Source organism: Streptomyces finlayi, from assembly GCF_014216315.1.
Classification (GTDB): domain Bacteria; phylum Actinomycetota; class Actinomycetes; order Streptomycetales; family Streptomycetaceae; genus Streptomyces; species Streptomyces finlayi_A.
In genome coordinates this window covers 3,493,401-3,516,155 of record NZ_CP045702.1, presented here as the reverse complement: position 1 = coordinate 3,516,155, position 22,755 = coordinate 3,493,401, and the positions used below count along the sequence as shown (strand labels likewise).

At 71.4% G+C, this 22,755-nt stretch carries 19 protein-coding genes, 2 tRNA genes and 1 riboswitch; of the genes, 11 read left to right on the top strand and 10 right to left on the bottom strand.

What is annotated here, in order from left to right; all coding sequences use genetic code 11:
• Window positions 1–121 precede the first annotated feature (121 nt).
• Both F0344_RS16205 and F0344_RS16200 read left to right on the top strand, forming a co-directional pair.
• The gene (locus F0344_RS16205; RefSeq protein WP_185299472.1) at window positions 122–1,465 is read left to right on the top strand and encodes an FG-GAP-like repeat-containing protein; all 1,344 of its coding nucleotides are present in this window, start codon (window positions 122–124) and stop codon (window positions 1,463–1,465) included.
• Between the two features lie 151 nt (window positions 1,466–1,616).
• A tRNA-Lys gene (locus F0344_RS16200) sits at window positions 1,617–1,690 on the top strand.
• Between the two features lie 771 nt (window positions 1,691–2,461).
• On the opposite strand, the gene F0344_RS16195 is transcribed toward F0344_RS16200, so the two are convergent.
• Together F0344_RS16195 and F0344_RS16190 are read right to left on the bottom strand one after the other, a co-directional pair.
• Entirely contained in the window at window positions 2,462–3,049 is a 588-nt protein-coding gene (locus F0344_RS16195; protein ID WP_185299471.1) for a class IV adenylate cyclase, read from the bottom strand.
• A 12-nt stretch (window positions 3,050–3,061) separates the two neighbouring features.
• Complete coding sequence (locus F0344_RS16190; RefSeq protein ID WP_258049960.1) at window positions 3,062–3,484, bottom strand: SAM-dependent methyltransferase; 423 nt, start codon at window positions 3,482–3,484, stop codon at window positions 3,062–3,064.
• 142 nt (window positions 3,485–3,626) lie between these two features.
• Here F0344_RS16190 and F0344_RS16185 point away from each other — a divergent pair, with 142 nt between their 5' ends.
• The gene (locus tag F0344_RS16185) at window positions 3,627–4,154 is read left to right on the top strand and encodes an RNA polymerase sigma factor (protein WP_185299470.1); all 528 of its coding nucleotides are present in this window, start codon (window positions 3,627–3,629) and stop codon (window positions 4,152–4,154) included.
• Between the two features lies 1 nt (window position 4,155).
• Window positions 4,156–4,281 (top strand): hypothetical protein, encoded by a 126-nt coding sequence (locus F0344_RS35780; RefSeq protein ID WP_258049959.1) that lies wholly within the window; start codon window positions 4,156–4,158, stop codon window positions 4,279–4,281.
• A gap of 40 nt (window positions 4,282–4,321) precedes the next feature.
• Here the strand turns inward: F0344_RS35780 and F0344_RS16180 are convergent, their stop codons facing one another.
• The gene (locus F0344_RS16180; protein WP_258049958.1) at window positions 4,322–5,248 is read right to left on the bottom strand and encodes a transposase; all 927 of its coding nucleotides are present in this window, start codon (window positions 5,246–5,248) and stop codon (window positions 4,322–4,324) included.
• 43 nt (window positions 5,249–5,291) lie between these two features.
• Between F0344_RS16180 and F0344_RS16175 the strand changes: the two genes are divergently transcribed.
• Entirely contained in the window at window positions 5,292–5,882 is a 591-nt protein-coding gene (locus tag F0344_RS16175; protein WP_185299469.1) for a hypothetical protein, read from the top strand.
• Between the two features lie 367 nt (window positions 5,883–6,249).
• Here the strand turns inward: F0344_RS16175 and F0344_RS16170 are convergent, their stop codons facing one another.
• The 3 genes from F0344_RS16170 to F0344_RS16160 form a co-directional block, all read right to left on the bottom strand.
• Entirely contained in the window at window positions 6,250–6,654 is a 405-nt protein-coding gene (locus tag F0344_RS16170; RefSeq protein WP_185299468.1) for a hypothetical protein, read from the bottom strand.
• Window positions 6,655–6,801: 147 nt separating this feature from the next.
• Window positions 6,802–7,044, bottom strand: coding sequence for a hypothetical protein (locus F0344_RS16165; RefSeq protein ID WP_185299467.1), 243 nt, complete (start codon window positions 7,042–7,044; stop codon window positions 6,802–6,804).
• A 132-nt stretch (window positions 7,045–7,176) separates the two neighbouring features.
• Entirely contained in the window at window positions 7,177–8,556 is a 1,380-nt protein-coding gene (locus tag F0344_RS16160) for an FAD-binding oxidoreductase (protein ID WP_185299466.1), read from the bottom strand.
• A gap of 133 nt (window positions 8,557–8,689) precedes the next feature.
• On the opposite strand from F0344_RS16160, the gene F0344_RS16155 reads away from it, so the two are divergent.
• From F0344_RS16155 to F0344_RS16135, 5 genes are all read left to right on the top strand, one after another.
• Window positions 8,690–9,829: a sulfite oxidase gene (locus F0344_RS16155; protein WP_185299465.1), complete on the top strand. Its 1,140-nt coding sequence runs from the start codon at window positions 8,690–8,692 to the stop codon at window positions 9,827–9,829.
• A 63-nt stretch (window positions 9,830–9,892) separates the two neighbouring features.
• Window positions 9,893–9,966 (top strand) — tRNA-Met (locus F0344_RS16150).
• A 277-nt stretch (window positions 9,967–10,243) separates the two neighbouring features.
• Window positions 10,244–11,425, top strand: a complete 1,182-nt coding sequence (locus tag F0344_RS16145; RefSeq protein WP_258049957.1) for a PP2C family protein-serine/threonine phosphatase — start codon at window positions 10,244–10,246, stop codon at window positions 11,423–11,425.
• A gap of 272 nt (window positions 11,426–11,697) precedes the next feature.
• A riboswitch (cyclic di-AMP (ydaO/yuaA leader) is annotated at window positions 11,698–11,852 on the top strand.
• Window positions 11,853–11,863: 11 nt separating this feature from the next.
• The gene (locus F0344_RS16140; RefSeq protein ID WP_185299464.1) at window positions 11,864–12,904 is read left to right on the top strand and encodes a M23 family metallopeptidase; all 1,041 of its coding nucleotides are present in this window, start codon (window positions 11,864–11,866) and stop codon (window positions 12,902–12,904) included.
• A gap of 165 nt (window positions 12,905–13,069) precedes the next feature.
• Window positions 13,070–14,014 (top strand): aldo/keto reductase, encoded by a 945-nt coding sequence (locus F0344_RS16135; RefSeq protein ID WP_185299463.1) that lies wholly within the window; start codon window positions 13,070–13,072, stop codon window positions 14,012–14,014.
• Window positions 14,015–14,019: 5 nt separating this feature from the next.
• Here the strand turns inward: F0344_RS16135 and F0344_RS16130 are convergent, their stop codons facing one another.
• From F0344_RS16130 to F0344_RS16115, 4 genes are all read right to left on the bottom strand, one after another.
• Window positions 14,020–15,495, bottom strand: a complete 1,476-nt coding sequence (locus F0344_RS16130) for a PrsW family intramembrane metalloprotease (RefSeq protein WP_185299462.1) — start codon at window positions 15,493–15,495, stop codon at window positions 14,020–14,022.
• 136 nt (window positions 15,496–15,631) lie between these two features.
• Window positions 15,632–16,453 carry a tRNA (guanosine(46)-N7)-methyltransferase TrmB gene (trmB, locus tag F0344_RS16125; RefSeq protein ID WP_258049956.1) on the bottom strand — a complete coding sequence of 274 codons (822 nt, stop codon included), beginning with the start codon at window positions 16,451–16,453 and terminating at the stop codon, window positions 15,632–15,634.
• Complete coding sequence (gene lhgO / locus F0344_RS16120; protein WP_185299461.1) at window positions 16,446–17,702, bottom strand: L-2-hydroxyglutarate oxidase; 1,257 nt, start codon at window positions 17,700–17,702, stop codon at window positions 16,446–16,448. The genes trmB and lhgO overlap by 8 nt, the downstream gene beginning before the upstream one ends.
• 435 nt (window positions 17,703–18,137) lie before the next feature.
• On the bottom strand, window positions 18,138–19,652 hold the full coding sequence (locus tag F0344_RS16115) for a sporulation protein (RefSeq protein WP_185299460.1): 1,515 nt from the start codon (window positions 19,650–19,652) through the stop codon (window positions 18,138–18,140).
• A 971-nt stretch (window positions 19,653–20,623) separates the two neighbouring features.
• Between F0344_RS16115 and F0344_RS16110 the strand changes: the two genes are divergently transcribed.
• Window positions 20,624–22,732, top strand: a complete 2,109-nt coding sequence (locus F0344_RS16110; protein ID WP_185299459.1) for an asparagine synthase-related protein — start codon at window positions 20,624–20,626, stop codon at window positions 22,730–22,732.
• Window positions 22,733–22,755: the final 23 nt, after the last annotated feature.

The window sequence follows — 22,755 nt, the reverse complement described above, 5'->3', positions numbered from 1 at the left end:
GAAGCGGCTCCTGGTGCTCGCGGTCTCGGGCGCGGTGCTGTCCTGCGGGCTGCTCTCCTCCGGTGCGCCGAAGGCCGAGGCGGCGAAGGCCGAGGCGGCGACGCCCACCGTGCCGTCCTGAGTGGTCCCGCTGTACTTCGAGGACACGGCGAGCGGCGCCCACCGGGCCTGCACCGGCATCGTGCTGTCCAGGACGAGGACACTCGCCACCCCGGACTGCGTCACGGGGATGGACGAGTCGGACTTCTCCTGGGAGTACGACCTGAGCACGGGCGGACTGAGCTGGGGCAGCAACTCCACGGCGTACCGCAGCCATCCCCGGTACGACGCGACGAGCCGCCGCGCCGCCCTCACCGTCACCACGCGCCGGGCCCCCGACAGCAGCGGCAAGCCCGCTCTGGCGTCGGCTTCCGACCGGGCGCTGTGGGCGTCCGGGACGAGCGCGCTCTTCCACTCCTGGTCCGGCCTCGACGCCGACTCCGCGCCGCGCGTACGCCACAGCGAAAAGGTCGTCGTGAAGTCGTGGGCACACTGCTCCGCGCTCACCGGCCGGGCCCTGCCGCGGGAGACGCTGTGCACGGTGCCCGCACCCGGGGCGCCGCCGGTGGCCGACGAGGACCGCTGCTTCGGTGACGCGGGCGGTGCGCTGGTGGCGGGCGGCAAGCTCATCGGCGTATCGGCGACACGGGCGACCGGGTGCGCGGCGGGCGGGGTGCGGCTCCACACGCGTATCGCCTCCTACCGGCAGCTCGTCGACGAGTGGACCAGGGACACCGACAGCTACTACGGCTCCACCGGCAGCGTGCTGGCCGCGGAGAAGAACGGCCTCGTCGACATCTGCGGGACGGACAGCGACCGCAAGCTCTCCGGGTGCCATGTGGACAGCACCGGTTCGTTCGACGGTTACGGCTACTCGTCCTTCCTCCAGGCCGGCGACATGAACGGCGACGGTTTCGGTGACCTGCTGGCCCGTACGTCGGGCGGCACCCTCTACCGCGTACCGAGCACCGAGATGGAGCCCGCGGACTTCGGGCGCCGGGTGAGCCTGGGCACGGGCTGGAACGCCTACAACCCCCTGGTCGCCGTCAGGGACGCGTCGAACGACGGGCGCAACGACGTCGTGGGCCGGGACTCGGCGGGTGTGCTGTGGCTCTTCCGCGGTACGAGTGACGGCAAACTCGCCTCACGTACCCGGATCAGCGGCGGCTGGAACCAGTACACCGCCCTGACCGGTCGCGGCGACCTCACCGGCGACGGCCGTTCGGACCTGGTCGCTCTGAGCGGCTGGAACCAGTTCAACGCCATTGTGGCGAGCGGCGACATGGACCACGACGGACGCCAGGACATCCTGGCCCGCACGCCGGCGGGGGCCGTGTACCTCTACAACGCGGACCACAATGGCGGGTTCAAGGCCCCCCGGAAGCTGGCGTCGACGCGCTGGCTGAAGTACGCCCGCATCAGCTGACCCCAACAGCCGCTTCACAAACGCACGAACCGGTCCCGCACCCGTGTCGGCCCGGCCGGCGGACACCCGCCGACCGGGCACGACTGGCCCGGCACGGGATACCGGATCGGCTGCCGGGCCCGGGCGGGCTATGCTCGGGGGTGATCCGCGAGGGCCGTTAGCTCAATTGGTCAGAGCAGCGGACTTTTAATCCGTTGGTTGTGGGTTCGAGTCCCACACGGCCTACGCGATGCGGGGAGGGCTAACCCCCTCTGACCTGCAACTTAGCGCCTCGACCGGCTTCGACCGGTCGGGGCGCTTCGTCGTTGTCGGGCTCTTGCGTGAGTGATGCGTGAGCGGACGGTCCGACAGCAGGGGCTACGCAGGCGAGCTGAAGCCGCCCGCCTGCGCACCACCTCGACCGCAGGAGCCCCCACCCAGCAGAACCGGGCCCCAATTGGACACGTCAACGCCCTTGCCCGCCGATCAGCACCGTCGGCATCGCCGCCGATAGAAGTCCTCAGCCGCCGGTGGCGGGCAACCTAAGGTGCCCGCCCCCTGCGGCTGGATGGTCAGCGCGCGGCGCTATGGCCGTGGAGAGTCGCTGTGACAGCCCGCACCAAGCGGGCTTATCCGCGGCGGAGGAATCCGCCTCGTGCTCGATGCTTCCCCACCCGGCGTCGGCTATCAGGCTCAGCCTCAGCGGGAGCCCCGGAACGCGTCGAACGCACCGGCTCATCGTTGAGGAGGATGGATTGCCAGACCTGTTCCTGAAGTTCCCGGATGCATGGGCCGCAGGCGTACATCGCTGCTTGGGCACCGGCCACGCTCACGGGACCGATCCACAGGACACGCGTCCACTTCTGGCCGCAGTAGAGCCAGCACAGTCCATCGACCCAGTGGTTGGCGTCGTCGGTGCCTGCCGGCGCGGGCAGGCCGCCACGGGCGAACTCGGCGATCCCAGGAATCACCCGGTGGGGCACGGCCAGTTCCATAAGCACAGCTCGGCCCTCACAGTCAGCGGCCTTGGGCGGCCACGGCAGCTGCCCCGCCCTTGTCGGCGTCCGCGAAGAGGAGGGTGGGCTCGGCCAGGATGTCGCGGCCGGATTCGCTCTTGTAGATCTCATCCACGCTTCCGAACCGAGCCTCGGAGTAGTCCAGTCCGAGCAGGGCAGCCGCTTGACGGACGGATGCCTCGTCCGGCCCTTCGATCTCGACGAAGGTGGGGAGGTCCGGCCAGGTGTCGAAGTCGAAGGCGACCTCGCCGAGGCGCCACTCCTCGCGGTAGTTCTCCTGGTACCGGACTTCACGCATGCCGAGGCTGCGGAGGATCTCGGCCATGGCGTGCAGGTCCGTGACCTCGGTCTCGATCTCGGTGGTGCCGTCGATCGTGGTGGCGTCGGTGACCTGCTTGAGGGTCAGCGTCGATCGGGTGCCCTCGTCACGCAGCCGCACCCAGGCGCCTCCTTCGAGGGCGTCGTTCTCGAAGATCTTGCGGGTGAGAAGGGTGCGAGGGAACGCCTGGGCGGCACCGAGAGCGGTGAGTTTGGCCTGGAGGCCGGCGACGTCGATGGCGAGGAACTTGGCCTCGTACTCGTGCTTCATGGGGCTCTTCCTTTAGCGAAAGGAGGGGGTTCGGGCCGCGAGGAGCAGGCCCATCCGGTGGGTGTGGTCCTGGAGCTGGCCGATGTGGGCCCGCTCGGCGAACTCGTTCGTGCGCAGAGTCAGCAGAACGTCCCAGTCGCCGATGAAGTGACGCCGGAGCTTCTCGGGGGATGTGTAGTGCTCGATCAGATGCTGGCGCTGGGTGACAGGCATCATGAACTCCGCGCCGAACAGGCCGTCCTGGCGTACGGAAGCCTGCATGCGGGTGATGAAATCGGCGAGCGGACGGTGGTGGTTGGCACTGTAATGCCACGAGCAGCTCGTCCAGATGGCGTCGCACGGCATGTCCAACGGCTCCGATTGGAGGAAGTCCTCCTCCACGACCTGCACGCTGTCGTAGAGCGATTCGACCTTGAGCCGGTCGATGAGGCCCATCGCGTAAGCCCGGTTGTCACCCGGGAGGCTGACCTCACCGCCGTGAAGAGCAAGTGGAGGCGGCGCTACCGACAGATTCGACGCTTTGGCCGAACGTTTCGCACCACTGCTGCGTCGTATAGGAAACGACGAGAGGCTGGAGATGGCTGCACGGCGCACCGTGAGACCACAGGCTCGCAATACGCGCACCTCGTTGACGGATCCGGCGATCATTTCCCGAATCCGGGCGGTCCTCGCCCTGGGCGGTGTGCCCTGGGACCAACTCGACGACGGCGTTCAGCAGGTGCGGGTCAAACTCCTTGAGGCGACACCCCTTGGGCAGGTCCGCAACGAGGAAGCATGGCTGATGGTGGTCGCCGCACGGGTGGCGGCCGACTGGCATCGCACCCAAAAGCGGGACACGGCGCTCCGCCAGCGGCTGGCAAACCGCTGGTCGCGCTGGCCGCCGAAACATCCGCAGGAAGACCGAATGCTGGCTCTGGCGGTGGCCGATGCCTTGGAGACGCTGCCGGCCGGCCAACGTCAGGTACTGACCCTGCGCTTCTACGCCGACCTGACCGTCCGCGACATCGCCGGCCTGCTCGATATCCCTGAGGGCACGGTCAAGAGCCGGCTGCACACCGCCGTGGGCGCCATGCGTGCCTACCTGAGCGCCCAGGATGTGATCTGAGATGACGCAGCCGACCGACACCGACGAAGCACGACTACGACGCGCCTTCCAGATGATCGGCGAGGAAGCGGGGCAGCCTGACACCCCCCAACAACCGCACGTTGCTAACGACCTCACCCGCGATTGAGTTCGTGGCGTGCTGGCCTGGCGGTTCGGCTGGTGGGTGATCAGCAGGCGGTGTCGCGGGAGAGGACGAGCGCGGTGCTGTGTTCGCGGTGGGTGGGCCGCTTGGCGGCGCGGTCGGAGATCAGGGCTGCGATGGCCTGCTGGGTCTCGGGGAAGGTTTCGCGTCGTCCGGTGAACCGTCGTAGTGGGGCCCATTGGCGCAGTTCGGCGTTGGTGTGCTCGACGCAGATCCGGGCTGAGGACTGTCGTCGCCTCGCCTCGCGCCAGGCGTATTTGTCGCCGTCGCAGGCGTCCTCCTTCGGTTTCTTCGGCGGCGCGGTGACCTGGTCGGGGAACTCCTTGGCCAGGCCCTGGTAGCCGGAGTCGACCTTCGCCTTCACGCCGGGACGGGTCCTGAACTGCTCGGCGATGCCCTCGGTGCGCACGGCGGTCTGGTCGTGCATCCGGCCGGGCCGTTCCGCCCCGGAGTAGAGCAGGCGGCCCTGGCCGTCGCTGAACGTGGTGGTCTTGATGGTGTTCTGCCTGCGCTTGCCCGAGATGAACGCCCGGCGCCCGGGGCGGCCGGCCTGCGGGCGGCGGACCTGGGTCTCCGCACCATCGAGCCGCAGCTCGATGTTCTCGGCCTGCGCGTAGGCGAACACATCCTCCAGTGTGCGCAAGCGCAGGCCGGGCCGGTCGGGGACGGCGAAGCCGCGGGCCGCGAGCAGGGGCCTGATCTCCTGGATCGCCCTGCCGATGGTCGAGGAGCCGACGTCGTAGACCACGGCGAGGGCATCTTGGGGCAGGCCGGTGCGCAGGTAGGCCAGAGTGATCACCAGCCGGTCGCGGAAGGCGAGTTCGTACTTCGGTCCCGCCCCGGCCTGCCGACGGCGGTCCCGCCCGCGCCGGTCATGGCGTTCGCCCTCGCACCGTGACTCCCACCTGGGTTCGAGCTCGTCGAGCAACTCGCCGAAGTGTTGGCGGCTCACGCCGCAGAAGGCAGGATGAGACAAGGCCGCGCGGGCCCACTTCTTGATCACACTCGAAGAACCCGCGCGGCCCTCGTCATGTCACGGCCTCGCCCCGATCAATCGCGGGGGAACTCGTAAGCGGCGCAGGCGCGCCCTGGTCGGCGGGCTGGTCACCGTTGCCGTGGTGGCAACCGTTTTGGTGGCGACCCTCTCCACCGACCGTCCCAACGGTTCTGGAGAAGGGTCACAGTCTCTGAGCGTCGCCGAGTCGATCGCCTGCGCCGAGACCATTGTCGAAGGAGACGTTCTCGCGATCCGCGACACGCGCCCTCCCGAGCCCAAACCCGACGACTGGCTCCCGCACATCACGGTGACCTTGGCCGTCAAGGACTGGATCAAGCCTTTGAAGGGGCCCAAGCGGTTGGATGTCGACATCGCTGCGCCGTGGGAAGGAAAGTCCCCGATCGCGACGGGCGAGCGCCTGCTGATCAAGGTCTGGAACCATCCTGGAATCTCTAACCAGTCCTACCGCGCTGGCCAACTCAAGCCGACCCGCGAGTCCCTCGCCCGGTGGCTGCCCACCGGCATGAAGACCAGCTGCCCCGACTTCTGGACGCACCCCAAGGACAGAAGCGTCCCCGGAGACAGCTGAGCACGCGTCCGAGCGTCGGCGCCCTGTCAACCGCACAGCGAGATCATCAACAGGGTGTGGTTGCCCCGACTGCCTTCACCAGCTGGATTCCATGTTGCTGGCACCGCCACTCACCCACAGGCGACATAGGAGACGCGCGAGGCTCTGATCTGGCCCCTCCTGCGTGAGCGATGCGTGAGCGGACGGAATGGCACTGGCCGTCATGGAGCAGACCGCGCATCACCCCGTACCTGCCCTGACCAGGTGGTCCCGGACACCGAAGCACTGTCCGGGACCACCCACCACGCCCCTGCCAGGACTTTTAATCCGTTGGTCGTGGGTTCGAGTCCCACACGGCCTACGCGATGCAGGGAGGGTTAACCCGCTCTTACCTGCTACTTAGTGCCTCGGCTTCGGCCGGTCGAGGCGCTTCGTCGTTCCCGGACTCGTGCGTGAGCGATGCGGTGTCCGGGGCCGAGGCAAGGACATCCCATGCGGCCAGGGCGTTCGCCCCCGCCCCCGCTCCCGCGAGGGTGACCTTCGCGGAGTGCACGGTGTCGAGCTGGTCGACCTGTTTTCCGTACCACTCGATGGCGGCGAGGGTGAGCGGCGTGACGTCAGTCCGCGTCCGCATCCCCGGTGCGACGCGGTGGAACACCATGCCGGTCCGGGCCGTGCCGTCGATGCAGCGGACCACGCACACGGCTACGCAGTCGGTCGCGGCCGGGCCGCCCTGAGTCACGGAGTCGACGGACAGGATGCTCAGGGTGCACAGATTCGCTCTCCGTGGCACCTCGGTGAGGCCTCCCTCGACGTCTGACGGGGCTACAGAACCACCCGGGACGGCGGTGAGCCGGAGCGGCTGCTTCAGAATGCAGGCGCAGCCCCCAGTGCGGCCCCAGGCGTTGGTCCGGCCGCGGGTGACGAACCCCAGTCGACCCTAGTCGAGGCCCTCCGCCTTGAGGTCGTAGACCAGCAGGAGCGTCCGGTACGACTCGTCGGGCACGTCCTGGCACGCCTTCGGGCGGTTGCTGAGCGTCGAGTGGTTGTCCAGTGCTCGCTCGCACGTGGCCCGCACCTCCGCTTCGGACCGCGTGCAGGCGGAGAGCGCCGCGAGCAGGAGCGTCGCTGCGAGTGCTGCGGTGACTGTCGTACGAGTACGGGTACAGGTACGGGTTCTCATGGTCTCCCCGGCGGTGCGTGACTGCGTGACTACGTGACAAGGGAGACATTGTCGGACAACAGGGGTGGCCCGGTGCGGTGGTTGGGGCACTGTGCACCCGGACGGGTCACCCGCGAGGGGTCGGGCTGACGGTCAGGCGGGCGGCTCGACGTTCTGGTTGGCGTGGAACAGGTTGCCGGGGTCGTACGCCTTCTTGACGGCGGCGAGCCTGTCGTAGTGGCCGCGGTAGGTGGACCTGACGCGCTCCCGGCTCTCGCCCGCGCCGATGAAGTTCACGTACGCGCCGCCCATGGAGTGCGGGTGCAGCTCGTCCCAGTAGTCGGTGCTCCACCGGGTGACCGCCGGCGCGTTCGCCGGGTCCGGGTCGATGCCCGCGATGACGCCCGACCAGACCGCGTCCCGGTAGGCCCACGCCGTGTCGTCCGGGCCGACCCTGGACGCGGCCGCGTCCACCGGGTAGAGGTGCATCGTCGACAGGTCGGTGGGCAGGCTCTCGGCGTATCTGGCATGCACCTCGATGGCCTCGTCCGTGATGCGGTCGAAGAAGTCCCCGCGCCAGTACCACTGGAGGCCCTTGGGGATGAGCTCGTCGAACAGGGTCTGGAGCCCCGGATAGGGCATCGGCGAGGTGAAGTGGAAGGCGGGCCGCCCGGCGTCCTCGACCACGGACAGGGCCTCCTGCACGCCGGTCGGATCCCCCGTGAAGCACCACACGACCCCGCACATCTTCTGGCCGTGGATCTCCTCGGGGAACGGCGGGCCCGGCGGAACGGTCAGCGAAGCGAAGAAGCCGTACACGTCGTCAGGGGCCTGCGGCAGGAACTCGCGGTACCACCGCAGCACTTCACCGATCATGTCCAGGGGCCACACGGTGATCCCCATGCCCACGGTGTCCACCGGATGCAGATTGAAGTCGAACGAGGTGACGACGCCGAAGTTCCCGCCGCCTCCGCGCAGCGCCCAGAACAGGTCCTCGTGCTCGTCCTCGCTCGCCGTGACGAAGCGGCCGTCCGGAAGGACCACGTCGGCGGACAGCAGATTGTCCACCGTCAGGCCGTACTTGCGGGTCAGATAGCCGTGGCCGCCGCCGAGCGTGAGGCCCCCGACGCCCGTCGTCGACATGATGCCCGCAGGGGTCGCCAGGCCGAAGCCATGGGCGGCGTGATCGAGGTCGCCGAGCTGCGCGCCGCCGGCGACCCGGGCCGTTCTCGCGTACGGGTCGACCCGTACGCCGCGCATCGGCGAGAGGTCGATCGTGACCCCGTCCTCGACGAGGCACAGGCCCGGGCCGCTGTGCCCGCCGCCCCGGACGGCGAGTTCGAGCCCCTTGTCGCGGACGAAGTCGACCGCGGCCATGACGTCCGCCGCGTCCCTGCACCGCACGACCGCCGCCGGCCGTTTGTCGATCATCGCGTTGTAGAGCGTCCGCGCTTCTGTGTACTCCGGGTCCTGCGGTCCGATGACCGGGCCGCGCAGCGCCGCCCTCATCGATTGGAAGGTGGTGTCGTCCATGGCCGTCTCCTCGCCGGCGCACGGGCCCCCGTCGCAGCGGTCCGGCTCCGGCAGATACACCAGGCAGATACCTCAAGCCTCCCGCCGGTCGGGGTGCCGCGCAATTCAGCCGCCGCGGGAGCACCATGAAGTCATGGACGGGTACGGACGCCTCGACGGCATCAGCCCACCCGGACGCCTCGCCGGGCCTGCCGAGGGAATCACCCTGGAGGAGCTCGCGCTCGCGGCGCGTAACCACGGCCTCCCGCTGGAAGCCCTGAGGTACGAGGTCACGCCGCCGGGTCTCCATTACGTACTCGTCCACTACGACATCCCCGCCGCGCGGGCCGAGGACTGGCGGCTCACCGTCGACGGCCGGGTCCGGACTCCGCTGGCGCTGGACCTCGCGTCCCTGCGGTCGTTCCCCGCCGTCACGCACCGGGTGACGATGGAGTGCGCGGGCAACGGCCGCGCCCGTCTCGATCCGAGGCCCGTGAGCCAGCCGTGGCTGGTCGAGGCGGTCGGGACCGCGGAGTGGACCGGTGTGCCACTGCGGCTCCTGCTCGCCGAGGCAGGCGTCGGGGCGGACGCCGTCGAGGCGGTTTTCGGCGGCGCCGACCACGGGGTGGAGCGCGGCGTCGAACAGGACTACCGGCGGAGCCTGCCCCTGGGCGTGGCCGCGGGGCGCGATCCGGAGGTGCTGGTGGCGTACGGCATGAACGGCGGGCCGCTGCCGCCGCAGCACGGATTTCCGCTACGGCTGGTGGTGCCCGGCTGGTACGGCATGGCGTCCGTGAAGTGGCTGACCGGGATCAGGCTCACCGCGGCCCCGTTCACCGGATTCCAGCAGGCGGAGGGGTACCGGTACCGCCGGGAGGCCGACGATCCGGGTGAACCCGTCACCCGGATCGCGCCCCGGGCGCTGATGATCCCGCCGGGCTTCCCGGACTTCATGTCGCGGACCCGTGTCGTACGCCCCGGGGAGGTGCTGCTGGAAGGCCGCGCGTGGTCCGGGCACGCGCCCGTCACGCGGGTCGAGGTGAGCACGGACGGCGGCGGGACGTGGAGCGAAGCCGTGCTCACCGGGCCGGAGGGGCACGGCACTCCGCACCCCTGGGCGTGGCGGGGCTGGCAGGCGCGCTGGACGGCCGCACCCGGGAGTCATGTGCTCGGCGTACGCGCCACCGACGCCACCGGCGCCGGCCAGCCCGTGCTCCAGCGCTGGAACCGCGGCGGTTTCGGCAGCAACCACGTCCAGCGGATCGCCGTCCTCTGCACCCCGGAATCCGGCTGACCGGCCGCCGCCGCGGGGAGTGGTCATGAGTCCGTCCCGGATGCCGTAGAGTTGTGTTTACGACGCGGGGTGGAGCAGCTCGGTAGCTCGCTGGGCTCATAACCCAGAGGTCGCAGGTTCAAATCCTGTCCCCGCTACTGAAGAACCGGGCCCGGTACGCACACAGCGTGCCGGGCCCGAGTCGTTTCCCGGGCTGGTGGGTCGACGGCCCGTTCGGCAGATGGCACCCGCCGATGACACCGTGTGATGATCCCGCTCGCACTCGCGGACAGTGCGTGACCGGGAAGCGGAAAGCACCTCCGCGTGCTCCCTCCTTCGGCCGGTGCGCAGTCGCCGCGCGGCGCGGCGCCGGTCAGCCTGGGTGGGGCGCGGTACCGTCCGCAACCGTAGGCGGACCCGGGCAGGAGAACACAGGTGGGGAAGCGCGATACAGGGCGGGGCAGCGCTCGCGGAGGAGTTCGGGCCCGCCGGTTCGTCCGCGTACTGCCCGCACTGATGATCGCGGGCGGCGCGCTCTTCGATCTCACGACGCCGCCCACGTTCACACCCGTCCCCCTCTTCGTGGCGGCTCCCCTGATCGCCGCGCCGTTCTTCTCGCGGGGCAGCGTGATCCGTACGGGCGTCGCCGCTCTCTTCGTCATGGCCGTGCTGGACCTCCTCAGCCGCACGCTGACCCAGGTCGAGCCCTTCATCGAGCTGATCACGGTGGCCACCGCCGGGCTGCTCGCCCTCTTCATCAACGGTGTCGTCCGGCGGAGCAACAAGCAGCTCGCATCGGCCCGGGTCATCGCGGAGACCGCCATGCGGGCGGTGCTGCCGACCCCGGCCGACCGGATCGGCGGGCTCCAGGTGGCGGCGCGTTACGAGGCGGCTGAGGCGGACGAGTTCGTCGGCGGTGACCTGTTCGCCGTCGCGGACACTCCGTACGGGGTGCGGCTGGTCGTCGGGGACGTACGGGGCAAGGGGCTCGACGCGGTCGGGGCGGTGGCGGTGGTCATCGGGGCGTTCCGGGAGGCGGCCGAGCAGGAGCGCTCGCTGGAGGGCGTGGCGCAGCGTCTGGAGCGGGCGCTGGCCCGCGAGGGGACGGGGCGCGGCGGGCTCGATGCCATGGAAGGTTTCATCACCGCCGTACTGGCCGAAATTCCGCCCGGGGCCGGTCTGGTGAGGCTCGTCAACCGGGGCCACCCCGAGCCGATCCTTCTCCACGCCGACGGCAAGGTGGACGTCCTCGTGTCGGCCTCGCCCGCGCTCCCGCTCGGGATGGACCTGGGCGTATGGCCGGACCGCGCGGAGGAGTGGGCGCTGCCCGCGGGGACGACGCTGCTGTTGTTCACGGACGGTCTCTCCGAGGCGCGGGACGCGACCGGGGCCTTCTACGATCCGGCGGCCCGTCTGCGGGGCCGGATCTTTCCCGGGCCCGAGGAGTTGCTGTCCGCGCTCACCGACGACGTACGTCTGCATACGGGCGGCCTGTCCACGGACGACATGGCGCTGCTCGCGGTCGGCCGGCCCGCGGAGGGGCAGCCGGAGCGGCGCAGGACCGTGAAGATCGTGGGCCGGGGAAACCCCGGGGGAGCGGGACCGGCCACCGGGTGACGGGCTGTCGGCAGGGGTCGCTTCACCGGCGCTGCGGACGGGTGCAACGGTCCGTAATCGAAGGATGCCCCTCCGCATAACATTTGATACACCGTCAGAAACAAGGCGACGGGTGGGCGGTGTTCAACTCGCCCGATTGCACCCGGTTGTATCCCGTTACGTCCGGGTCCAAGGCGAGAACGATCACTTGGAACAGCTTGGAATCGGACCCGTCTGTCTATTAACGTTCGATAACGCAGTGCGGTCGTCCCAGTCGTCGCAAGAGACGGCACCGTGCGCGAGCGCCGAATTCCGCAAGGAAACCGGGGAACCACCTACATGGGGTGAATCGGACCACCTGTGTCTCGCAAGAGCGCAGAGCGGCCCGTAGGAGACCTTCCTGCTCCGAACCCGTCAGCTAACCCGGTAGGCGAGAAGGAAGGAAAGGAGTGCGCCCACGTGGCGTCCAACAAGCCTGCCCCCGAGGCCCCGTCACTCTTCGGTACCGACACGCTCGGTACTCAGGACAGGACCTGGGAGGAATGGAATCCCACAGAGGAGTCCATCCGGCCGGTTCGCGGCAGGCATCGCGTAGCCAAGCAGCGCGGTCTCGCTCGTAGCTCCACCGTCCTCGGGGTCGGCGTCATAGCGGCAGTCGGTGCGGGTGGCATGGCCACCGCTCAGGGCAAGCCGCCGGTCTCCATCTCTATGCCCGATTCCATCGCGGACAATCTGCCCGACGCCAAGTCCCTTCCCGGTGTCGGCTCCCTGATGTCCGACGACTCCGACGCGACGGACACCATGGTGGCCGCGTCCTCCCCGCTCACCACCGCCGGCATCACCACCGCCGAGGCCGAGCAGGGCGCGACGGACGCCGGCGAGGCGCTGCGCTCCCGCATCCTCCAGCAGGCCGATCAGCAGCAGGCCGGCGCCGATGCCGAGGCCAGGGCCGCCGAGGAGAAGGAGGCCGCCGAGAGGGCCGCCGCCGAGGCCAAGGCCCAGCAGAACGAGGCCGAGGCCGCGGCCGCCGCGGAGAAGAAGGCGGCCGAGGAGGAGGCCGCGCGCAAGGCGGAGGCCGAGCGGCTCGCCAAGCTGGCCGCCAGCTACACCCTGCCGGTCTCCTCGTACACGATCACCGCCACGTTCGGCCAGGCCGGCAGCATGTGGTCCTCCGGCCAGCACACCGGCCTCGACTTCGCGACGCAGGCGGGCGCACCGGTCAAGGCCGTGCACGGCGGGACCGTCACCTCGGCCGGCTGGCACACGTCGTACGGCTACCACACCGTCATCGAGCTCGACAACGGCATGGAAGTCACGTACAGCCACCAGTCCTCGTTGAACGTCTCCGCGGGCCAGAAGGTCAACACCGGCGACATCATCGGCCGCGCCGGCTCGACAGGTAATTCGAGCGGGGTGCATCTCCACCTGGAGGTCCACACCGCGGGCGGCTCGGGCATCGACCCGATGAGCTGGCTCCGCAGCAAGGGCCTCACGCTCTGAGACCTGGCAGTTGAGACGCCGCGCCCGGTTCGCCGGACGCACCTGAACCCCGGCAGCCCTGACGCACACCCCCCCCGACGTCAGGGCTGCCGGCCTGCCGTTTCCCGGGGTGCCGTCGTGCCGGGAGCCGGAATAGCGCGCTCCGGTGACGGGGTTGAACCACCCATGACTTCACTCCGTACGCTCGGTTCCTCCGGCCTCCAGGTCTTCCCCCTCGCCCTCGGCGGCAACGTCTTCGGCTGGACGGCCGACGAGGCACAGTCCTTCGCCGTTCTGGACGCGTACGCCGCGGCGGGCGGCAACTTCATCGACACCGCCGACTCGTATTCGGCCTGGGCCCCGGGCAACGAAGGCGGTGAGTCGGAGACCGTCGTCGGCAAGTGGCTCGCCTCGCGCGGCAACCGCTCCGAGATCGCCGTCGCCACGAAGGTCGGCGCCCACCCCTCGTACAAGGGGCTCTCCGCCGCCACCGTCAAGGGTGCGGCGGAGGAATCGCTGCGCCGGCTCGGCACCGACCACATCGACCTCTACTACACGCACTTCGACGACGAGACCGTCCCCGTCGAGGAGATCATCACCGCCCTCGACCAACTGGTGCGGGACGGCAAGGTCCGCGAGATCGCCGCGTCCAACATCAGCCCCGAGCGCCTGCGGGCATCCCTCGACTTCTCCGAGCGCGAGGGCCTGGCCCGGTACGTCGCACTCCAGCCGCACTACAACCTCGTCTCCCGCGACACCTACGAGGGCGCGCTCCAGGACACGGCCGCAGCCGCCGGTCTCGCCGCCGTCCCGTACTTCGCACTCGCCTCGGGCTTCCTCACCGGCAAGTACCGCGCGGGCGCCACGGTCGACAGCCCCCGGGCCGACAGGGCGGGCCAGTACCTGCGGTCGGAGCGCGGGCAGCGGGTTCTCGCCGCGCTCGCCGCGATCGCGAACGAGCGGGACGCCGAGATCGCCACCGTCGCCCTCGCCTGGCTGGCCGCCCGTCCCACCGTGGTGGCGCCGATCGCGTCGGCCCGTACGGTCGAGCAGGTGCCCGCGCTGGTCGCGGTCGTGGGCCTCCAGCTGACCGAGCAGGAGCAGGCGACGCTGACGGAGGCGTCCGCCTGACGCGCTCAACGTACCGGCGGCTGGAACGGCGGCGGCTGGAAAGGGGGCTGTCGGGACGTCGGCTGCTGGTACGGGTGTTGGTACGGGTGTTGGTCGTACAGCGGTTGCTGGTGCGGTATTCGGCCGGGCGGGGCTGTCCGCCGCAGGTACGGGTTGTAGCTCCCGTACCACTGGTACGGGGCCGGGCGCGGGGCCGGCGGGCGTGAGACGAGCCGGCCGGCCGCGTACGCCAGCGCCGGTCCGGCGACGGCCCTGCGCTCCCAGAGGTGGTGCAGCAGCTCCCGCTCGCGCACGGCGAAGTCCGCGCCCACCGCACCGCGGCGGGCCCTCCGCCGCAGAACGGCCAGGGACGTCGCGAACGACTCGTACTCGGCGACCGCCCGCGCCGCCGCCCGGCCGTGCCAGTGGCGGGCCAGGTCGCGGGCCATGCCCCGGGCCCGCATCGAGGAGAGGGCCGACGGTTCGGCGGGAGACAGCCAGCCGGCCGCCGCGTACGCGGGCAGCTCGGCGGCCAGGGTGCGCAGTTCGCGCTGACGGGACCAGATCGCCAGCCAGGTCACCAGACCGAACGCGGGGACCATGAACGCCCCGTAGACCGCGAAGAACCCGTACGTGCCGAACGTCGACGAGCCGTTCCATAAGGCGTGCATGCCCATGGCGAGGACGAGACCCAGCACCGGGACCATGATCCGGCGGGCGCGGTGGCGGCGGGCGCTGAGCGCGGCGATTCCGAAGCCGATGCCGGTGAGCACGGTGAACAGGGGGTGCGCGAACGGCGACATCACCACCCGGACGAAGAACGTCCCGGCCGTCACCGAACCGAGGCCCGAACTGCCCAACTGCTGGTCCTCACCGAAGGCGTTGCCGAGGTAGAGGATGTTCTCGGTGAACGCGAAACCGGTCGCGGTGAAACCGGCGACCACGATCCCGTCGACCACACCGCTGAACTCCCGTCTCCGGAACAGGAAGATCAGCAGGACCGCGGCGGCCTTCGCGCTCTCCTCGACGACCGGCGCAATCACCGTGGCACCGAGGGTGTCGGCGTGCGACGGATCCGCGGTCGCCGTGGCTATCCAGCGGGCGGCGAACGTGTTCGCGGTGATCGCGACCAGCGCGGCGGCGCACGCGCCCCAGGCGAAGGAGAACAGCAAACTCCGCCAGGGGCCCGGCTCGACCCGGTCCAGCCAGCGGAAGGCGGCCAGCAGCAGCGGCACGGGCAGTACGGCGAGCCCGAGCCCGACGAGGAAGCCCTGCGTACCGGTCTGTTCGCGGACCAGGGACAGGATGAGCAGCCCGCAGAGAGCGAGTACGGAGATCACCGCACCGGCACGGAACGCCTTGCTGCGCCACACCATGCCGACGCGGCGCGGCCGGTAGCGCCACTGGCCGCGCTCGGGCACGGCGCCCAGGAACTCGCCGAGCCGTTGCTCCTCGAGAACCGGGACGGCCGGCTGCTGGTGCTGCGCGGACCATTCGGACACCCGACGACCCTAACGAGGAGGACTGACACCTGGCCACGGCGCGGCGGGCGCGTGGCCGAGAAGCGCGGCCGACGCCCGTGGCCCGGTGCCCATGGCCGATGCCCGTGGCCGAGAGGCGGGAGTACCTCGCCGACGGTCAGACGCGGGCGAAGAGCAGGTCGTGCACGACGTGTCCCTTGTCCAGGCCCTGGCCCTCGAACCGGGTCAGTGGCCGGAACGCCGGGCGTGGCGCGTATCCGCCGTCCGCCTGGGTGTTCTCGAAGCGGGGGTGCGCGGTGAGCACCTCGAGCATCTGCTCCGCGTACGGCTCCCAGTCGGTCGCGCAGTGGATCACAGCCCCCGGCTTCATCCGCCGCGCCACCAGATCGAGGAACTCCGGCTGGATCAGCCGCCGCTTGTGGTGCCGGCTCTTGGGCCAGGGATCGGGGAAGTACACCCGCAGGCCGTCGAGCGCCTCGGGTGCGAGCATCTCGCGCAGCAGGATGATCGCGTCACCGTTGGCGACGCGGACGTTGGTGAGACCCGAGCGCTCGGCGAGACCGAGCAGATTTCCCTGGCCGGGGGTGTGCACGTCGACGGCGAGAATTCCCGTGCCCGGGTCGTCGGCGGCCATCTGCGCGGTGGCCTCGCCCATCCCGAAGCCGATCTCCAGGACCACCGGCAGCCCGTCGAACAGCGCGGGCAGATCGAGGACACGCAGTCCGTCGATGTCCAGGCCCCACGTCGGCCACAGCCGTTGGAGGGCGTCCTCCTGGCCGGCGGTGACCCGGCTGCGGCGCGGCTGGAAGCTGCGGATGCGGCGCTCGTGGTGGGAGCCGGCGGGGTCTGCGGCGGGCCCGCCGGGGAAGCGGGGCTCCTGGCGCAGCCGGCGCATCCGCTCGAAGGAGGCGGCACGCAGGGCAGCCGCGTCGTCCGTGGCGCCGGGCGTCTCGGGGGTGGGGTTCAGGGACTCAGACACAATGCCCCGATTCTACGGCGGGCGGCTTCCACCCCGTGGCACGAGCCCGCCGCAGGGCCCGCCGCGCCACCTCCCTTCCGATGGGCAGGGAGGCGGTGGCGGCGGGGGACGGGGCGTTCAGCACGTGCACGGTGTGCGGCGCCTCACGGATCAGGAAGTCGTCGACCAGGGTGCCGTCCCGCAGCACCGCCTGGGCCCTCACCCCGGCGGTGGAGGGCCGGAGATCGTCCTCCGTCACCTCGGGCAGAAGCCGCCGGACGGCCTGGGTGAACGCTCGCTTCGAGAGCGACCGGTGCAGCTCGCCCGCGCCGTACCGCCAGTGCCGCCGGGCGATGTGCCAGGACCCCGGCCAGGTCAGTGTGTCCGCGAGCTCGCGGGGGCGCACGACGGGCCAGCGGTAGCCCTCGCGGGCCAGCGCGGGCACGGCGTTCGGCCCGACGTGTACGGAGCCGTCCACGCCCCGGGTCAGATGCACACCGAGGAAGGGGAAGGCAGGGTCCGGCACCGGGTAGACCAGGCCGCGCACCAGCTGTTCCCTGGCGAGCTCGTAGTACTCCCCGCGGAAGGGGACGATCCGTACGCCCGGGTCGTCGCCCGCGAGCCGGGCGATCCGGTCGCTGTGGAGACCCGCGCAGTTGACGAGGACCCTGGCCCGGACGACCCGGCCGTCCGCCGTCCGCACCGCCGTGCCCCAGGGGCGGCGGTCGATGGCGGTGACCTCGGCCCCGTACCGGATGGTCCCGCCGGCCGCGCTCACCTCCGTGGCGAAGCGGGCCGCGACGGCACCGAAGTCGCAGACGCCCGTCGTGCCGACCCGGATCGCCGCGAGGCCCCGCACATGCGGCTCGTACTCGGCGATCTGCGCCGGTCCCAGCTCCCGGACCGGCAGGCCGTGCTCACGGCCGCGCTGCACCAGCCCGTGCAGCCGGGGGAGCTCGGACCGATCGGTGGCGACGATCAGCTTTCCGGTCACCGCGTGGGCGATGCCGTGCTCCGTACAGAAGTCGACCAGCTCGGCGGCGCCCCGCACCGCGAAGCGGGCCTTGAGGGAACCCGGGCGGTAGTAGATCCCGCTGTGGATCACTCCGCTGTTGCGCCCCGTCTGATGGCGGGCCGGCCCCCACTCCTTCTCCAGGACCGTGACCCGGGTGCGCGGTGAGGTACGCGTGATGGCGTACGCCGTCGACAGACCGACGATCCCGCCGCCGATCACCAGCACGTCGCAGTCGTACGCCGCGTGCGTCATCATCACGCCACCTCCCACCCCGATAGTGCACTGACCCACTGACAACGGGCTCAAACCCGGGGCGGACAGGGCGTGGCGCACATCCGCCGGATTTCCGGCGCACCGGCGGAGGCGGGCGCGTCAAGCTCATCGGGGCGTACCGGGGCGTACCGGGGACTTGCGGACAGGGCCGACGGCCCGGGGGCCCTCCCGGGACCCGCGGACAGGGTCGCCGGGCGCGGCCGGACCGCCTACGCCGGGGCTGCCGACAGTGGCCGTCAGCAGCGGCCGGACCGCCTAGGTCCTGTCTGGAGTTCCCCCGCGGCGTCGCGGCGTCCGGCACCGCCGCCTCCGGCGTTGTCGTCAGTCGCGAGGGCTCCGCCATCGCTCCCTCCTCCGCCTTGGATTCGACGGCACCGGACGCCGCTCCTTCTCCCGCGCTGGAACTCCAGACAGGACCTAAGCCGGGGCCACCAGCAGTGGCCGGGCCCGCTCCCGCAGCTCGGCGACCCGCGGCTCGTCCCCGTACGGTTCGAGCCGGTGCAGCAGGTCCCGTACGTACTCAGTGGTGCGCGCAGAGGAGATCCGCCCCGCCACCTCCACCGCGCGCGTCCCCGCCGCGCAGGCCGCGTCGAGGTTGCCCGACTCCAGTTCGGCGACCGCCGACACGACGAGGCGCAGACCGTGCGAGCGCACGAACTCCTCGGTGGGTTTGGACAGCGCCTGCTCGGTGAAGCGCCGTACCTGTAGGGGCGCCTTCAGATCGCGGTAGCACTCGGCGGCGTCGGCGGCGAATCTGTCGTACGAGTAGAAGCCCAGCCACGACGGGTCGGCGTCACCGGCCCGTGAGCGCTCGAGCCAGCTCTCGGCGGCCTTGAGCGCGGCCCCCGCGGCCGGTGCGTCGCCCGCCTTCGCGTGGGCGCGCGCCTCCACCAGCCGGAAGAAGCTCATGGTGCGGGCGGTGGCGAGACCGCGGTTGCGCTCGACGGCCGCCTGCGCGAGGTCCACGCCCTCGTCGGCGAAGCCGCGGTAGGTGGCCTGGAGGGACATCGACGCCAGTACGTATCCGCCGAGCGGAACGTCGGCGGCGGCGCGGGCCAGGCGCAGCGCCTGGATGTAGTAGCGCTGCGCGGCCTCCTGCTGGCCGGTGTCGAACGCCATCCAGCCCGCGAGTCTGGTCAGTTCGGCCGACGCGCCGAACAGGGCACGGCCCACCTCGTCGCTGTACGTGCCGAGGAGCAGGGGTGCCGCGTCGACGCGTAAGCACTCCGGGACCATCGAGGAACGCCAGTCCCCGCCACCGTACTTGGAGTCCCAGCGGCGCGCGTCCTGGGCCGCCTCACGGAGCTTGGAGACATCGCTGTGGCCGACCCGCAGGGGTGAGGCGTCGGCCACCGAGTCCGGCCCGGGCTGCAGGGGCACACCGGCGTACGCTCCGTGCGCTCCGGGCGCGCCCCGTGTTCCGGGCGCCCCGAGGATCGCGGCCTCCGCGGCCGTCGAGTCCCGCGCCACCGACGAGTCGGCGGGCGTTATCAGCCAGCGCGACGCGGGTGTCGCGTACGCGCTGACGGAGAACGAACCGGCCAGTGACTGCCAGATCCCGCCGCCACCCCGCCGTCCGGCGAGATCCAGCCGGTAGAGATCGGTCGCCGACCGTACGGCCTCGGCCACGTCCCTGGGGAACGCGAGGCCCACCTCGGGCGCCGGGTCGGCGTCCGCGAGCCCGATCTCGTGGAGCGGGACCGGGCGGCCGAGCTTGGCGCCGATCGCCGCGGCGATGAGATGGGGCGCGGCGCCCTGGGGCACCATGCCCTTGGCGACCCACCGGGCCACCGAGGTCTTGTCGTACCGAAGTGTCAGCCCGCGCTGTGCTCCGAGGTCGTTGACCCGCCGGGCGAGCCCGGCGTTACTGATTCCCGCGAGGGCGAGAACCGTGCCGAGCTTCTCGTTCGGCCCGCGTTGCTCCCTGGACATGCGCCACCCCTCGACACACAGACGGCCGCCGCGTCACCGGGGAGGCGCGCGGCATTCGTACCGTGTCCTCCCCAGGGACGAACCCCGGCACTCCGGCCGCACACGCATTTGGCCGAGCCCCGAGGAATATGCCTCCCTGCCGAGAACGTCAGTAAACACAGCGTAGTTCGCCGCATCCCTACCGTTAAGGGGCAGACGTCCGTATGGCGGGAATGTTGTCCGCCGGCCTCAGCCGGCTCCGCGCCCCCGGAGCACGGCCGGGGCGCGGGGCGGAGGCGCGCGGAGCCGCCGTGGCGGGTGTCCCGGGGAGAGGCCGCGGCGGTGGGACGGGGCACGGGTGACGTGCTCCTGGTGTGTGGCCGTGCGCCCGGCCGTGCGCTCTCGTACGGCCGTGGTGCGAGCGCTTCGATGGGTGCTGCGTGGGTCGGCCCGCTGCACTGGACTCAGTGGGCTGGGGGATACCGCCGCTCCATTCCCCGCGAGCGGTGGACCGGTCCGGGAGGTGGAGCACACCTCCCGGACCGTGCGTTCTCACGGGGGCGCGACGGGGGCGGGACCGGGGCGGGTCGGGTGGCGAGCGGGGGCGCCCGCCGCCGGTCCTGCGCGCCCGGCCGGCTGTCGCGGCGTGTCGCGAAAGGGGCACATGCCGTGGTGTGACCGTCTGAGAATGGCTGAATGACGCCTATCGAGTGAGGTCGATGCGGACGGGTCGGTGGTGGCCGGATTCCGACTTCCTCCCGCACGGTCCTTCACCGCTCATAAGGGCGCCCGTATGCCCCAACGCCCGGAAGGTGACGTTCCGTTGGTGGAGCCCCCGGGAAGGCGCCGTCGGGCCTTTGCCAGGGGCGCATGCAGTTACGGCGTGCGCTGCTCGTACCCCCTCCGCTGGGCCGTTGTCGTGGCAGCATGTCCCGCAGCAGGCGTTCCTTCGTTCAGGTGCGCCGGTTTGCCCACAGCCTGTGGAGGCGGCGATGCGTTGGTTGGTGGGGTGGAGCAGTATCGCCGCGAGCTTCGGCACAGTCGGTGCCGTCGACGCGGGCGACGAGGGGCGCACGGTTCATCCGGTGGGGTCCCAGCTCCTGTGGGGGGACCCGGACCCGCTGTGGGCCGTCGGGGACTGGCGGCCCGACGAGATCCGCATCGTCAGCGTCGCGACGCCCCCCGGCGCACCCACCGCCCGGATCGCCGTCCTCGGCTGCTGCGGGGCCACCGACGAACAACTGCGCGTCGGCCTGCTGGCCGCGCGCGGGGGAGCGCTGCGTCACCTCACCGCCTGGCCCGGCAGCTACACGGCCGTGGTCCAGATCGGACGCAGGATCACCGTCGCCGGGGACCTGGCCGGAGCCCGCCCCGTGTTCCACACCCCCTGGGCCAACGGCACGGCGTACGCCACCGCCGCCCTGCCGCTCGCCGACCTCATCGAGGCCCAGCTCGACATCGGTCATCTGGCCGCCCTGCTGGCCTGCCCCGACACCCCGGAGGCGCTGGGCGACGGCACACCGTACGCCGGCGTGAAGCGCATCCCACCAGGCCACGCACTCATCCTGCGCGAGGGCTCCCGGGAGATCACCGGGTACGAGGCGGTCGCCTCCCTCGCCGTGGCGGCCCCCCAGACCGACCCGGTCCGGGCCGTGGAGGGCGTGCGGGACGCGCTGGTCGAAGCCGTACGCGCCCGGCTCCTGGCGCCGCGCCACGCCCCGGAAGCACTGCCGGTCGACCCCGGGCCCGTACCCGGCATGGGTCCCGCGGAGCGCCGCGCGGCCCGCGGGGCTCCCGTACCGGGCATCGGCGCCGACCTGTCCGGAGGCAGTGCGTCCGGCACGCTCGCCCTGCTCGCCGCCGGGCTGCCAGGACTGCCCGGCACGCTCCTCGGCCACGGCACGGGAGCGGGGGAGCGGCTGCTCGCCGTCACCTTCAACGACCTCACCGCCCGCGACCACGAGGACGAGCTGGAACGGGCCCGCGTCATCGCCGCCGATCCCCGGCTCCACCACGTGGTCGTCGCCGCGGGCGAGGAGGCCCTGCCCTACGCCGAACTGGAGGGGCCCCTCACCGACGAGCCCGGCCCCTCCCTCGTCGTCTCCGCACGCCACCGCCGCCGCCTCGCCGCGGGCAGCGCCGACCACTTCGTGGGGCACGGCGCCCGCCAGGTACTCGACGCCCACCCGGCCCGCCTGGCCGACCTCCTGCTGGACCGGCGCCGACGCCACCTGCTGCGCCCGGTCGCCGCGCTCGCCAAGGCCGAAGGCCCCTCGGCGCACTCCCTGTTCGTACCGCTGTCCGTCTACCGGGCGGCACGCAGACTCGCCCGTACGTCGTACCGCACCGGGCTCGAAGCGGCGGCCGAGCGGCTGCCGGACGCCAACCGATACGCCCCCGGCCTCGACACGCCCGCCGACGCGTCTCTCTCCGCCCTCACCTGGTCACGGCCCGGACCCGCTGCCCGCTGGCTGACGGGTGAGGCACTCGCCGAAGTATCGGTTCGCCTCCAGCAGGCGGCGATCCGGCCCACCTCCGTACAGCGCCCCGGCGAGGCCCGCGCCCGCGCCGTGCTCGCCCGGCACGCCAACGATCACCGAATCCTGGAACAGGCCGCCGAGATCCGCAGCCAGCGCCTCCACGCCCCCTTCCTGGACAACCAGGTCGTACGAGCCGCCCGGGCCCTTCCCGAATCGCTCCGGGTCCAGCCGGGGGCGCGTGCCGCGATCCTGCGCAGAGTCCTGGCGGGCGCGGGCATCCAGGACCTGCCACCGGGCTGGGGCGCCACCTCCCAGGGCACCTCGACGGCGGCCACCCGCGTCGGACTGCGCGCCGCGCTCCCCGAACTGCTCGACCTGTTCGACGCCCCGCTCCTGGCCGACGCGGGCCTGGTCGAGGCACGCGTCGTACGCAAGGCACTGCGAGCCGCGTCCGAAGGCGAGCCGCTCCCGCTGGACGGGCTGGCCGAGCTGGCGTCCACAGAACTCTGGCTGCGGCGGCTCCTCGCCCGCCGGGGCACCTGCTGGACGGGCACGGCGGCGCCGCGCCAGCGCGCGGTGGCGGGCGGTGTGGTCCCGGCCAGGCGCACGCTTCAGTCGTAGGCCTGCCGGCACACAGCCCCGCG